The organism is Serratia sp. JKS000199, from assembly GCF_900215455.1.
Lineage (GTDB): Bacteria > Pseudomonadota > Gammaproteobacteria > Enterobacterales > Enterobacteriaceae > Serratia > Serratia ureilytica.
On record NZ_LT907843.1, the window covers coordinates 3,803,895 to 3,816,015 of the forward strand.

The following is a 12,121-nucleotide window of genomic DNA, read 5'->3' on the forward strand; positions in this document are numbered from 1 at the left end:
GCTTATTTACTCCCTAAGCCTAGCAGTTCAGTCTGATAATCCCCGGCCGGATAGCGGAACGGCACCGGTCCATCCGCTATACCATCCAGGAACTGGCGCACGCGCGCATCAGGATTGTTCTGCAATTGCTGCGTGGTGCCTTCGGCAATCACCCGGTGATCGGCCACGATATAGGCGTAGTCGGCGATGCTCAGCACCTCCGGCACGTCGTGCGACACCACGATGCAGGTAATGCCCAGCGCATGGTTCAACTCGTCGATCAGCTTGACCAGCACCCCCATGGTGATCGGATCCTGGCCAACGAAGGGTTCGTCGAACATGATCATTTCCGGGTCCAGCGCGATCGCGCGCGCCAACGCCGCCCGGCGCGCCATGCCGCCGGAGAGTTCATTGGGCATCAGCTGCGCCGCACCGCGCAGCCCGACCGCTTCCAGCTTCATCAGCACCGTGCTGCGCAGCAGGGGCTCAGGCAGGTTGCTGTGCTCACGCAACGGGTAGGCCACGTTTTCGAATACGGTCAAATCGGTGAACAGCGCGCCCGACTGGAACAGCATGCTCATCTTTTTGCGCGCGTCGTACAACTGACGGCGGGACAATGCGGGAATGTTGTCGCCGTCAAACCAAATCTCCCCGCGGTCCGGCGTCAGCTGACCGCCGATCAGACGCAGCAGCGTGGTTTTGCCGATGCCCGACGGCCCCATGATCGCCGTGATCTTACCGCGAGGCACCGTCAGGTTGATGTCTTCAAATATCCGCCGGTCGCCGCGCGAGAAGCTCATGTCGCGCACTTCGACCAAATTATCTGCCTTTTGGAGCATGTTAATGGACCCTTTACGACTCATCTTTTGCAGAATCTACCCGTGATGTTAAAGCAATGGGCGCAATCCGTCTCATCTTTACAAAAACTTACTGCCATTTCGCAACCAATGATGCCATTGGTTTTACTTTTCCGCGCCACCCGGTCAAAATTGGCGCCATAACGAAAAAAAACGAAAGTGTTCAACAATTAGCCGGGAAAAACCGTTGCTGCGCTCAAGCGCACGCACCGGAGGGCAAGCAATACCGCCGCATTGACGGCTTTAACCAACGAACCGGGATAATACCCGACAAAGGACCCTGCATGTTTCTCGCAATAGCATTATTAATCGTTGGTTTATTTCTACTGGTGTATGGTGCAGACCGCTTAGTTTATGGTGCTGCCGTGATTTCCCGTTCGCTTGGCGTGCCGCCGTTGATCATCGGCATGACCATCGTCGGCATCGGCACTTCACTGCCGGAGCTGATCGTGTCCACCACCGCCGCGCTGAACGGGCAGATAGATATGGCCGTTGGCAACGTATTAGGTTCCAACATCACCAACATTTTATTGATCCTGGGCGTCGCAGCGCTGATTCACCCGCTGGCTGCACGATCGGAAATACTGCGGCGCGAACTGCCGCTGATGTTAGCGGTCACAGTATTGTGCGGTTTCGTGTTGATGGACGGCACCCTGAGCAGGCTGGACGGCGTGCTGCTGCTGACCGCCGCCGCCGGTTTCATCCTGCTGATGCTGAAAATCGCCCGGCTGGCGCAGCGCGAGGGCAGCGACAGCCTGACCATGGAGCAGATCGCCGAACTGCCGCAGGACAGCAGCAATACCGTAGCGGTGCTGTGGCTGGTGCTGGCGTTTATCATTCTGCCGCTCTCTTCCAGAATGGTGGTCGATAACGCGACGGTGATCGCGCACTATTTCGGCCTGAGCGAACTGGTGGTCGGCTTGACCATTATCGCCATCGGCACCAGCCTGCCCGAGCTGGCCACGTCCATCGCCGGAGCATTAAAGGGCGAAGATGATATGGCGATTGGCAATATCATCGGCTCCAATATTTTCAACACGGTGATCGTGCTGGGCGTCCCCGCCCTGCTGTCGCCGGGCAGCGTGGACGCCGCCGCCTTCCAGCGCGATTACTGGGTGATGCTGGCGGCCAGCGTGCTGCTGAGCGTGCTGTGCATCGGCCGCAAACACCGCATCGGCCACCTAGCCGGCGCGCTGTTATTATGCGGCTTTATTGCGTATCTTGCGGTGCTGTTCTTTAACCCTTTCAGTACTTTCGGCTAAACCGACGGGAATGAGTATGTCGAACATTGAGTTGCAACCGGGCTTCGATTTTCAACAGGCCGGCAAAGAAGTGCTTCAGATAGAGCGTGACGGGCTGGCTCAGCTCGACAGCTACATCAACGCAGACTTCACCCGCGCCTGCGAAACGATCGCCGCCTGCGGCGGCAAAGTAGTGGTGATGGGCATGGGCAAATCCGGCCATATCGGCTGCAAGATCGCCGCGACCTTCGCCAGCACCGGCACCCCCTCATTCTTCGTTCACCCGGCGGAAGCCAGCCATGGCGATTTGGGCATGGTCACTCCGCAGGATATCGTGCTCGCCATCTCCAACTCCGGTGAGTCCAGCGAGATCCTGGCGCTGATCCCAGTGTTGAAACGGCAGCGGATCACCCTCATCTGCATGACCAACAATCCGGAAAGTTCGATGGGCAAGGCGGCGGACATCCACCTGTGCATCAAGGTGCCGCAGGAGGCCTGCCCGCTGGGGCTGGCGCCGACCACCAGCACCACCGCCACGCTGGTGATGGGCGATGCGTTGGCCGTCGCGCTGCTGAAGGCGCGCGGTTTCACGCCGGAAGATTTCGCGCTGTCGCATCCGGGCGGCGCACTCGGCCGCAAGCTGCTGCTGCGGGTTAGCGATATCATGCACAGCGGCGACGAAATGCCCCACGTCAGCGCCGACGCCTCATTGCGCGACGCGCTGCTGGAAATCACCCGCAAAAATCTGGGTCTGACGGTGATCTGCGACGATCTGATGAAAATCGCCGGCATCTTTACCGATGGCGACCTGCGCCGGGTGTTCGATATGGGCATCAACCTGCACGAAGCCAAGATCGCCGATGTCATGACGCCGGGCGGCGTGCGGGTGCGTCCCAACCTCCTGGCGGTCGATGCGCTGAATCTGATGCAGCAACGCCACATCACCGCGTTGCTGGTTGCCGATGGCGACCAGTTGCTGGGTGTGGTACATATGCATGACATGCTGCGTGCCGGCGTCGTTTAATTAAGGAATAGAACGGAATGGGTATGGTAGAAACCTGCTACGGGCCGGTAGAACAAGAGGTTATGGCGCGTGCCGGGAACATCCGCCTGTTGATTTGCGATGTTGACGGCGTACTGTCGGACGGCCTGATCTTCATGGGCAACAACGGTGAAGAATTGAAGGCGTTCAACGTGCGCGACGGTTACGGCATCCGCTGTCTGAAAACCTCCGACATCGAGGTGGCGATCATTACCGGTCGCTCCGCCAAGCTGCTGGAAGACCGCGCGCAAACGCTCGGCATCACCCATCTGTATCAGGGGCAATCCGATAAGCTTTTGGCCTTCCGCGAACTGTTGGATAAACTGTCGTTAACGGCGGATCAGGTCGCCTATATCGGCGATGACCTGATCGACTGGCCGGTGATGGCGCAGGTGGGCCTGGCGGTCGCGGTCGCAGACGCTCATCCGCTGCTGACGCCGCGAGCCCACTACGTCACCCGCATTGCCGGCGGCCGCGGCGCGGTGCGCGAACTGTGCGACATCATTCTTTTGGCTCAAAATAAGCTGGAGGACGCCAAAGGGCTGTCGATATGAGTAAAACCAAACTTTGGATCACCATCCTGTTGACGGTGATCGTTCTGGCGCTGATCGGCTGGAACATGACGGACTTCAGCGACGATACGGCTCCTGGCCCGGCTAACGATCAGGATCCGACCTACCAGAGCCAGCACACGGTCACCGTGGTGTACAATCCGGCCGGTAAACTGAATTATAAGCTGGTGGCGGAAGACGCGAAGTATTACACCGCCGGCGAGCTGAGCTGGTTCACCCAGCCGGTGATGACGCTGTTCGACGAGAATGCGGTGGCCACCTGGTCAGTTCGCGCCGATCGCGCCAAACTGACGAAGGACCGGATGCTGTATCTGTATGGCCACGTCGAGGTAAACAGCCTGACCACCACCTCGCAGCTGGAAAAAATTAAGACGGACAACGCTCAGGTAAACCTGGTCACCCAGGACGTCACCTCCGATGACGAAGTCACGCTTTACGGGACCAATTTTACCTCTAACGGCATGAAAATGCGTGGGAACCTGCGGACCAAAACCGCTGAGCTGATTGATAAGGTTAAGACCAACTATGAAATCCAGAACCAAAAACCAACTCCGTAATCTGTTGATCGGCAGCTTAGTTTTGGCCGCCAGCGCCCCTGCTCTGGCGCTGAAATCCGACTCCAGCCAGCCGGTCAGCATCGACTCGCTCAAGCAGTCGTTGGATATGCAAAGCAACGTCAGCACCTTTACTGACAACGTGGTGATCAAACAGGGCACCATCGATATCCGCGCTGACAAGGTGGTGGTCACCCGTCCGGGCGGAGATCAGAATAAGACCTATATTGAAGCGTTCGGCAACCCGGTAACCTTCTACCAGATGCAGGACAGCGGCAAGCCGGTCAAAGGCCACGCGCAGAAAGTGCGTTACGACGTGGCGACCCAGCTGGTGACCCTGACGGGCAACGCCTATCTGGAGCAGCTCGACAGCAACGTGAAAGGCGATCGCATCACCTATCTGGTGCAACAGCAGCAAATGCAGGCGTTTAGCGACAAAGGCAAACGCGTGACAACGGTTCTGGTACCGTCGCAGTTGCAAGACAAAAACGGGCAAAAAAAGAGTAACTAATCACTTATGGCAACACTCATCGCAGAAAATCTGGCGAAAGCCTACAAGGGCCGTAAAGTTGTCGAAGACGTCAGCCTGAAAGTGAAATCCGGCGAGATCGTCGGCCTGCTCGGCCCGAACGGCGCCGGTAAAACCACCACTTTCTACATGGTGGTCGGCATCGTGCCGCGCGACGCCGGGCGCATCGTGATCGACGAGGAAGACATCAGCCTGTTGCCGCTGCACGCCCGTGCGCGCCGCGGCATCGGTTACCTGCCGCAGGAAGCGTCGATCTTCCGCCGCCTGAGCGTGTACGACAACCTGATGGCGGTGTTGGAGATCCGTCCCGATCTCACCAGCGAACAGCGCGAAGACCGCGCCAAAGAGCTGATGGAAGAGTTCCATATCTCCCATCTGCGCGACAGCCTCGGCCAGGCGCTGTCCGGCGGTGAACGCCGCCGCGTCGAAATTGCCCGCGCGCTGGCGGCCAACCCGAAATTCATTCTGCTGGACGAACCCTTCGCCGGGGTGGATCCGATTTCCGTTATCGACATCAAAAAAATCATCGAGCACCTGCGTGACAGCGGCCTGGGCGTGCTGATCACCGACCACAACGTGCGCGAGACGCTGGACGTGTGTGAACGCGCCTACATCGTCAGCCAGGGCAAACTGATTGCCCACGGCACGCCGGATGCTATTCTGGCCGACGAGCAGGTTAAACGCGTTTATCTGGGCGAAGAGTTCCGCCTCTAAGCGCCGGCGCGTCCTGCGGGACGACACCGTTAACGGAAGTAGACAGAAAACTATGAAGCAAGGTTTGCAACTCAGGCTCAGCCAACAGCTGGCCATGACACCTCAGCTCCAGCAGGCGATCCGCCTGCTGCAGTTGTCCACGCTTGAGCTTCAGCAAGAGATCCAGCTGGCGCTGGAGAGCAATCCGCTGCTTGAACAGACCGATCTGCACGACGAAATCGACGCCAAAGAAACCCAGGAGACCGAGGGGCTCGATACCCGCGAGGCCTTGGAGCAGAAAGACATGCCGGAAGAGCTGCCGCTGGACGCCACCTGGGATGAAATCTATACCGCGGGCACGCCGTCCGGCACCGGCACCGACTACAGCGACGACGAGCTGCCGGTCTATCAGGGCGAGACCACCCAAACGCTGCAGGATTATCTGATGTGGCAGGTGGATCTGACGCCGTTTTCCGATACCGACGCCGCCATCGCCACTTCCATCGTCGACGCGGTGGATGACACCGGCTATCTCACCGTCCCGCTGGAAGACATTCTGGAAAGCCTGGGCGACGAGAACGTGACCCTCGAGGAAGTCGAGGCGGTGCTGAAGCGCGTGCAGCGTTTTGATCCGATCGGCGTCGCCGCGCGCGATCTGCGCGATTGCCTGCTGGTGCAGCTCTCCCAATACGCCAAAGATACGCCTTATCTGGCCGAAGCGCGGCTGATCATCAGCGAGCATCTGGATCTGTTGGCCAACCACGACTTTCGCAGCCTGATGCGATCAACCCGGCTAAAAGAAGATACACTGAAAGAAGCGATGCTGCTGATTCAGTCGCTCGATCCGCGCCCGGGGCAGTCGATCAATACCGGCGAATCGGAATACGTGATCCCGGACGTGCTGGTGCGCAAGACGCAGAACAAATGGACGGTCGAGCTCAACGGCGACAGCGTGCCGCGTTTGAAGATCAATCAGCAGTACGCCGCGCTGGGTAACAGCGCCCGCAGCGAAGCCGACGGCCAGTTCATCCGCAGCAACCTGCAGGAAGCCAAGTGGCTGATTAAAAGCCTGGAGAGCCGCAACGAGACGTTGCTGAAGGTCACCCGCTGCATCGTCAGCCAGCAGCAGGCGTTCTTCGAGCAAGGCGAAGAGTTTATGAAACCCATGGTGCTGGCGGATATCGCCCAGGCCGTGGAGATGCATGAATCGACGATCTCGCGCGTCACCACGCAGAAGTTTCTGCACAGCCCGCGCGGCATTTTCGAATTGAAATATTTCTTCTCCAGCCACGTGAATACCGACAGCGGCGGCGAAGCCTCCTCGACGGCGATCCGCGCGTTGGTGAAGAAATTGATTGCGGCGGAAAACCCCGCCAAACCACTCAGCGACAGCAAGCTGGCCACCCTGCTCGCCGATCAGGGGATCATCGTGGCCCGGCGCACCGTCGCCAAGTACCGAGAGTCTTTGTCCATCCCGCCGTCGAACCAGCGCAAACAGTTGGTTTGACCTCTATTGAGAAGGAAGACACTATGCAGCTCAACATTACCGGACACCACATCGAAATCACCGATCCGTTGCGCGAGTTCGTGAACAACAAGTTCGCCAAACTCGAACAGTATTTTGATCGCATCAATCAGGTGTATGTTGTATTAAGTGTGGAAAAAGTGCAGCAAATTGCGGAAGCAACGGTGCACGTGAATGGAGGCGAGTTGCACGCCACCTCGGAAGACGAGAATATGTATGCCGCAATTGATACGCTGATCGACAAATTGGCACGTCAATTGAACAAACATAAAGACAAATTGAAGCAACACTGACACCCTGACCCATTCCGTGAGGCGGCATCCGTCGCCGCCTCTCCCTTCGGCGCGTGACCCGCATGGGTGACGCGCCGAACGGTAATCAGGGTCAAAACCGACGAAAAACCGCCTTGCCGGGTTCGCCCGGCGGCGCGGTTTTAAGTGAAGATGAGATGAACAACGAATATATGCAATTAAGCTCGGTGTTAAACATCGAGTGCACCAAAAGCTCGGTACACTGCACCAGCAAGAAGCGGGCTTTGGAAATTATCAGCGAACTGGCCGCCAAACAGCTCAATCTGCCTTCGCAGGTGGTGTTTGACGCGGTTCTCACCCGGGAGCGCATGGGCAGCACCGGTATCGGCAACGGTATCGCCATTCCCCACGGCAAACTGGAAGAGGACACACTGCGGGCCGTTGGCGTGTTTATCCGTCTCGACCAACCCATCGCTTTCGACGCTATCGACAATCAGCCGGTCGATCTGCTGTTTGCGCTGCTGGTGCCTGCCGATCAGTGCAAAACCCATTTGCATACGCTGTCGCTGGTCGCCAAACGCCTGGCAGACAAAACCGTATGCCGCCGCCTGCGCGCCGCGCAGAGCGACGAAGAACTTTACCAAATCATCACCGAGTGATGCCCGGCCGGCGTGACTTCCAGCCCGGATAACGATACTGTTTTACGATGATGGATCCGGCTACGGCCGGAATAACAAAGTTTAACGGTGGCGATGAACGCCGCCGCGATGCCAGGGGAGTTGCCACATGGTGCTGATGATTGTCAGCGGCCGTTCCGGTTCCGGAAAATCCGTCGCCTTGCGGGCGCTGGAAGACATGGGTTTTTACTGCGTTGACAACCTGCCGGTGGTTCTGCTGCCGCAGCTCGCCAATACGCTGGCGGAACGCAATATCTCCGCGGCGGTCAGCATCGACGTGCGCAACATGCCGGAATCGCCGGAAGTGTTCGAATACGCGATGACTCAGCTGCCGGACAGCTTCTCGCCGCAGCTGCTGTTCCTCGACGCCGATCGCAACACGCTGATCCGCCGTTACAGCGACACCCGCCGCCTGCACCCGCTCTCCAGCAAAAACCTGTCGCTGGAAAGCGCGATCGACGAAGAGAGCGATCTGCTCGAACCGCTGCGCTCGCGGGCTGACCTGATTATCGACACCTCGGAAATGTCGGTGCACGAACTGGCCGAAATGCTGCGCACCCGCCTGCTCGGCAAACGCGAGCGCGAACTGACGATGGTGTTCGAATCCTTCGGCTTCAAGCACGGTATTCCTATCGACGCCGACTACGTGTTCGACGTGCGCTTCCTGCCTAACCCGCACTGGGATCCGAAGCTGCGGCCGATGACCGGTCTGGACAAGCCGGTAGCGTCGTTCCTCGATCGCCATACCGAAGTGCATAACTTTATTTACCAGACCCGCAGCTATCTGGAACAGTGGCTGCCGATGCTGGAAACCAACAACCGCAGCTACCTGACGGTCGCCATCGGCTGTACCGGCGGCAAACACCGTTCGGTGTACGTGGCGGAACAGCTGGCCGATTACTTCCGCTCGCGCGGCAAGAACGTGCAATCGCGCCACCGCACGCTGGAAAAGCGCAAACAATGACGGTCAAACAGACGGTTGAAATCAAAAACAAGCTGGGCATGCACGCGCGCCCGGCGATGAAACTGTTCGAACTGGTGCAAAGCTTCGACGCCGAAGTGATGCTGCGCAACGAAAGCGGCACCGAAGCCGAAGCCAGCAGCGTCATCGCGCTGCTGATGCTGGACTCCGCCCAGGGTCGGCACATCGAAGTCGAAGCGACCGGCCCCGATGAAGTCAACGCGCTGGCGGCGGTGGTCGAGCTGTTCAACTCCGGGTTTGATGAAGATTAGTCGCTGAGACTCTTCCCATGCGTCGCCTCGGCGCATGTGTTGCCTCCGCCCTTCCCATAGTGTAGCCCTCCCGTTTCTCATTTTGCGAATCCGCTTCCAGAAGCAGCCGTAACCGCCTGTAAATTCACGTTATGGATTTACCCCCACCACGGTAATCGCAATAGTGTGTAACGCAAAAACAGACAACAGGCGGATGTTTCCCCACGCTTTGCTTGCGGGACAACAGAAAGTTTACAATTTGTGAACTTCACCGGCAGTCGCTATAATGTTCACCGGGTAGGAATCGAAGGAACGATGCATATCATTTCCAGGGAACCGTTCAATAACGCAACGAAGCAATATCCCAATGAAGCCACTGCTCTCGAGGCCATTTATAAAGCGTTGCGACGGGGTGAGTTCCGCACGCCGGACGAGTTAAAAGCGCTTTTTCCTTCGCTCGATCGTATGAAGTACAAAGAGAAATGGTGGGTCATTGACGTCGGCGGCAACCACCTGCGGATCTTGTTCTTTGCCAGCTTCGAGACACAGAAAGTCTTCATAAAGCATATCGTTAGCCACGCCGAATACGACAAGCTGATGCAGCACTATCGAAGGAGTTCGTCATGATTACAGATGCCATTAAGGCGGCCGATGCGCTACTGCGCGCCGTACCCTTATTGCAGGGCAGCCACGCTCAGCAAGACTACCGAGAAGCGCTCGAATTGGTGGAATATCTGCTGGAAAACGATGAACGCCATCCGCTGATTGACATGTTGGCAAAAAAAATCGCCGAATATGAAGACAACAGCGCCGAATTTACCGCATTCAACCAGCGTATCGCCCAACTCCCGCAGGGGGTGGCCGCGCTTCGCGTATTGATGGAACAGCACCAACTCAGCCAAAGTGATTTTGAACATGAGATCGGCAAAAAGTCGTTGGTCAACCAAATCCTGAACGGCAAAAGATCGCTGACCATTCCGCACATTATGGCGCTGGCCAAACGCTTCAATCTGCCCCCAGCCCTGTTCCTGCCGGAAGCGGATTAATTCCCCTCAACTCCGGCTCAGGCAGTCCAGCGCCACCGCCTTAAAACTGTCGAAGCTGTCGCTGCCCAGCAGGCGGCTCATTGAGCGTTCACGCACGAAGGTGACGAACAGCTCATAGATCGCCATCGCCTCTTCATAGTCGCTCTTGCTGATCGCCAGCAGGAAAATCACGTGCGCGACCTCGCCCTCGCCCCAGGCGACGCCCTGCGGCGCCAGTAGCGTCACCACCACGGTCTTTTTCGCCAGCAGCCCCAGCGAGTGCGGCAGCGCGATGCCTTCGCCCAGCAGCGTGGAGACGATCGCCTCGCGTTCGACCACCGACGGATAAAAGTCCGCGCCGACGTACCCTTCCCGCTCCAGCTGGCCGCACACCCGGCTGAACAGTTCCGCCTGCGTCAGCGGCTCGTTGAGCACCATGAAATGCTCGGCGTCGAAGAACTTCTCCAGCATGTACGGTCGGGTGCGATCCACCAGCACCAGTTTGCCCAGTTGCTCCAGCTGATAATCGGTCGGGAACGGCGACATCACCACCACCGGCTTGTTCTTTTCGCCGATGCGGGCGTTGGAAATCACGAAGTCTTCGTCGATGTGCGCGAGCATCTCATAATCGCGCAGCGAGACGATGCGCGTCATCACCAGCTGCGGGTACTTGCGCGCAATCTGCGCCTGGATCATGCGCACCGTCGAGTTGCCGGTGTCGCACACCAGCATCACCTGCGGGTGGCGTTCATAACCGATGTTGTAATGTCGCTCCAGCCCCACGCCGATGTGCAACACCAGATAACCGATTTCGTTCTCGCTCAGCGTATAAGGCGTGTACTTGCCCCAGCTGGAGACCGCCGCCAGCGTCACGTCGTAAGCCATCGGATAGTGCTGCTTGATGTTGGCCAACAGCGGATTGGGGATGTTGATCTGGTATTTCACCCGCGTAATCATGGTCTTGATATGGGTAAGCAGATCGGCCCGCAGCTGCTCGTCGCCCTGCAGGTTGTAGTTATAGTGTGCGTTGATGTAGGAAAGAATGTAGTCCACCAGCGCTTCTTCATCGTCGGCGTTGATTTCGGTCGGCTGCACGTCCTGCACGCGGCGCGCGGCGATGTTGACCCGCAGATAGGCCTCTTCGGCCATCGAGATCTCTTTGCCGGAGGCCGCACGCAGCTCCGCCGCCAGGCGGGTCGACACCTGGCGCACCGCCTCGTCGCCGTCCTCCACCTCGAAGTCCGACAGCGGATAGCCATCGTTGATGCGCCGCAGCGCCACCGCACAGTAGAAAATCAGGTACTGCTCGCCCTCGTCGGTCAGACGAATGGCATATTGCGACAGCAGCGGGTGCAGCAATCCGGCGAACGCCGCCACCTGCGGCTGCAGCAGGATCTCGTTGTTGAGCAGCGGGTTCTCGGCGTCGGCCAACTGCAGCTGGAACAGCAGGTCGGTCAGGCAGGCGCGGATCGCCATCTCCGCACCGAACAGCTTCATGCCGTAGCGCGGCTTGGTTTCGATCGTCAATTGATAGTGCGCCAGACGCTCTCTCACCTCAGCCATGTCGTTTTGCAGCGTGCCGCGGCTGACGAACCACTCGTCAGCCAAATCTTCCAGTTTAAGGGAGAAGGCTGAGGTCAAAAAACGCACCAGCAGATAATGCACTCGCTCCTGCGCGCTGCGCGGGGTGGCGTGTTTGCGGCGCTCCTGATGCTGCAGGGCGCTGAACAGCGCGGCATTATCGACCTGCAAACGATAGCCGGCCCCGCGGCTATGCACGAAGCGCGCGCCATATTTGTCCAGGATCTCGTTCAGCGCGGTGATATCCGCCCGCACCGTGCGGGTGGACACGGCGAAACGCTTCGCCAGCTCATCCTGCGGCAAAGTCTCGGTTTGCAAAGCATCGAACAAGTAAGCCAAACGCGGGTAAGGAAATCGCACCATTCTGTGTCCGTCAATCAGGC

Annotated in this window: 15 protein-coding genes; 13 read left to right on the forward strand and 2 right to left on the reverse strand. The window is 58.3% G+C overall.

All coding sequences use genetic code 11. From position 1 onward, the window contains the following. Nucleotides 1-2: 2 nt before the first annotated feature. Nucleotides 3-818: a phospholipid ABC transporter ATP-binding protein MlaF gene (gene mlaF / locus CPH57_RS18100; protein ID WP_033644494.1), complete on the reverse strand. Its 816-nt coding sequence runs from the start codon at nucleotides 816-818 to the stop codon at nucleotides 3-5. A gap of 302 nt (nucleotides 819-1,120) precedes the next feature. On the opposite strand from mlaF, the gene CPH57_RS18105 reads away from it, so the two are divergent. The 13 genes from CPH57_RS18105 to CPH57_RS18165 all read left to right on the forward strand — a co-directional run bounded on the left by CPH57_RS18105 (nucleotide 1,121) and on the right by CPH57_RS18165 (nucleotide 10,178). Beyond that, on the forward strand, nucleotides 1,121-2,098 hold the full coding sequence (locus tag CPH57_RS18105) for a calcium/sodium antiporter (RefSeq protein ID WP_033644493.1): 978 nt from the start codon (nucleotides 1,121-1,123) through the stop codon (nucleotides 2,096-2,098). A gap of 16 nt (nucleotides 2,099-2,114) precedes the next feature. Further along, on the forward strand, nucleotides 2,115-3,101 hold the full coding sequence (gene kdsD / locus CPH57_RS18110; protein WP_033644492.1) for an arabinose-5-phosphate isomerase KdsD: 987 nt from the start codon (nucleotides 2,115-2,117) through the stop codon (nucleotides 3,099-3,101). Between the two features lie 17 nt (nucleotides 3,102-3,118). Continuing rightward, nucleotides 3,119-3,673, forward strand: a complete 555-nt coding sequence (gene kdsC, locus CPH57_RS18115; RefSeq protein WP_021505108.1) for a 3-deoxy-manno-octulosonate-8-phosphatase KdsC — start codon at nucleotides 3,119-3,121, stop codon at nucleotides 3,671-3,673. After that, a complete protein-coding gene (gene lptC / locus CPH57_RS18120) occupies nucleotides 3,670-4,248 on the forward strand; it encodes an LPS export ABC transporter periplasmic protein LptC (RefSeq protein WP_033644491.1) in 579 nt (192 codons plus the stop codon). The genes kdsC and lptC overlap by 4 nt, the downstream gene beginning before the upstream one ends. After that, nucleotides 4,217-4,756, forward strand: a complete 540-nt coding sequence (gene lptA / locus CPH57_RS18125; RefSeq protein WP_025160121.1) for a lipopolysaccharide ABC transporter substrate-binding protein LptA — start codon at nucleotides 4,217-4,219, stop codon at nucleotides 4,754-4,756. Before lptC ends, lptA begins: the two co-directional genes overlap by 32 nt. A 6-nt stretch (nucleotides 4,757-4,762) precedes the next feature. Beyond that, complete coding sequence (gene lptB / locus CPH57_RS18130) at nucleotides 4,763-5,488, forward strand: LPS export ABC transporter ATP-binding protein (protein ID WP_004937040.1); 726 nt, start codon at nucleotides 4,763-4,765, stop codon at nucleotides 5,486-5,488. A 52-nt stretch (nucleotides 5,489-5,540) separates the two neighbouring features. Beyond that, complete coding sequence (rpoN, locus tag CPH57_RS18135) at nucleotides 5,541-6,974, forward strand: RNA polymerase factor sigma-54 (protein ID WP_043141961.1); 1,434 nt, start codon at nucleotides 5,541-5,543, stop codon at nucleotides 6,972-6,974. A 23-nt stretch (nucleotides 6,975-6,997) separates the two neighbouring features. Continuing rightward, complete coding sequence (gene hpf, locus CPH57_RS18140; protein ID WP_004937038.1) at nucleotides 6,998-7,285, forward strand: ribosome hibernation promoting factor; 288 nt, start codon at nucleotides 6,998-7,000, stop codon at nucleotides 7,283-7,285. Nucleotides 7,286-7,440: 155 nt separating this feature from the next. Further along, a complete protein-coding gene (gene ptsN / locus CPH57_RS18145) occupies nucleotides 7,441-7,902 on the forward strand; it encodes a PTS IIA-like nitrogen regulatory protein PtsN (protein WP_016930212.1) in 462 nt (153 codons plus the stop codon). A gap of 127 nt (nucleotides 7,903-8,029) precedes the next feature. Next, entirely contained in the window at nucleotides 8,030-8,884 is an 855-nt protein-coding gene (rapZ, locus tag CPH57_RS18150) for an RNase adapter RapZ (RefSeq protein ID WP_015379177.1), read from the forward strand. Continuing rightward, entirely contained in the window at nucleotides 8,881-9,153 is a 273-nt protein-coding gene (gene npr / locus CPH57_RS18155; protein ID WP_004937034.1) for a PTS phosphocarrier protein NPr, read from the forward strand. The genes rapZ and npr overlap by 4 nt, the downstream gene beginning before the upstream one ends. 294 nt (nucleotides 9,154-9,447) lie before the next feature. Then, on the forward strand, nucleotides 9,448-9,759 hold the full coding sequence (locus tag CPH57_RS18160; protein WP_004937033.1) for a type II toxin-antitoxin system HigB family toxin: 312 nt from the start codon (nucleotides 9,448-9,450) through the stop codon (nucleotides 9,757-9,759). After that, nucleotides 9,756-10,178 carry a type II toxin-antitoxin system HigA family antitoxin gene (locus CPH57_RS18165; RefSeq protein WP_033644489.1) on the forward strand — a complete coding sequence of 141 codons (423 nt, stop codon included), beginning with the start codon at nucleotides 9,756-9,758 and terminating at the stop codon, nucleotides 10,176-10,178. The genes CPH57_RS18160 and CPH57_RS18165 overlap by 4 nt, the downstream gene beginning before the upstream one ends. A gap of 6 nt (nucleotides 10,179-10,184) precedes the next feature. Here CPH57_RS18165 and CPH57_RS18170 read toward each other — a convergent pair whose 3' ends face one another. Continuing rightward, nucleotides 10,185-12,101: a transcription antiterminator gene (locus CPH57_RS18170; protein WP_033644486.1), complete on the reverse strand. Its 1,917-nt coding sequence runs from the start codon at nucleotides 12,099-12,101 to the stop codon at nucleotides 10,185-10,187. Nucleotides 12,102-12,121: the final 20 nt, after the last annotated feature.

Excerpts from the sequence above, each read along its gene's own strand:
- mlaF (WP_033644494.1), bottom strand. The coding sequence starts at position 818 with ATGCTCCAAAAGGCAGATAATTTGGTCGAAGTGCGCGACATGAGCTTC.
- CPH57_RS18105 (WP_033644493.1), top strand. The coding sequence starts at position 1,121 with ATGTTTCTCGCAATAGCATTATTAATCGTTGGTTTATTTCTACTGGTG.
- kdsD (WP_033644492.1), top strand. The coding sequence starts at position 2,115 with ATGTCGAACATTGAGTTGCAACCGGGCTTCGATTTTCAACAGGCCGGC.
- kdsC (WP_021505108.1), top strand. The coding sequence starts at position 3,119 with ATGGGTATGGTAGAAACCTGCTACGGGCCGGTAGAACAAGAGGTTATG.
- lptC (WP_033644491.1), top strand. The coding sequence starts at position 3,670 with ATGAGTAAAACCAAACTTTGGATCACCATCCTGTTGACGGTGATCGTT.
- lptA (WP_025160121.1), top strand. The coding sequence starts at position 4,217 with ATGAAATCCAGAACCAAAAACCAACTCCGTAATCTGTTGATCGGCAGC.
- lptB (WP_004937040.1), top strand. The coding sequence starts at position 4,763 with ATGGCAACACTCATCGCAGAAAATCTGGCGAAAGCCTACAAGGGCCGT.
- rpoN (WP_043141961.1), top strand. The coding sequence starts at position 5,541 with ATGAAGCAAGGTTTGCAACTCAGGCTCAGCCAACAGCTGGCCATGACA.
- hpf (WP_004937038.1), top strand. The coding sequence starts at position 6,998 with ATGCAGCTCAACATTACCGGACACCACATCGAAATCACCGATCCGTTG.
- ptsN (WP_016930212.1), top strand. The coding sequence starts at position 7,441 with ATGAACAACGAATATATGCAATTAAGCTCGGTGTTAAACATCGAGTGC.
- rapZ (WP_015379177.1), top strand. The coding sequence starts at position 8,030 with ATGGTGCTGATGATTGTCAGCGGCCGTTCCGGTTCCGGAAAATCCGTC.
- npr (WP_004937034.1), top strand. The coding sequence starts at position 8,881 with ATGACGGTCAAACAGACGGTTGAAATCAAAAACAAGCTGGGCATGCAC.
- CPH57_RS18160 (WP_004937033.1), top strand. The coding sequence starts at position 9,448 with ATGCATATCATTTCCAGGGAACCGTTCAATAACGCAACGAAGCAATAT.
- CPH57_RS18165 (WP_033644489.1), top strand. The coding sequence starts at position 9,756 with ATGATTACAGATGCCATTAAGGCGGCCGATGCGCTACTGCGCGCCGTA.
- CPH57_RS18170 (WP_033644486.1), bottom strand. The coding sequence starts at position 12,101 with ATGGTGCGATTTCCTTACCCGCGTTTGGCTTACTTGTTCGATGCTTTG.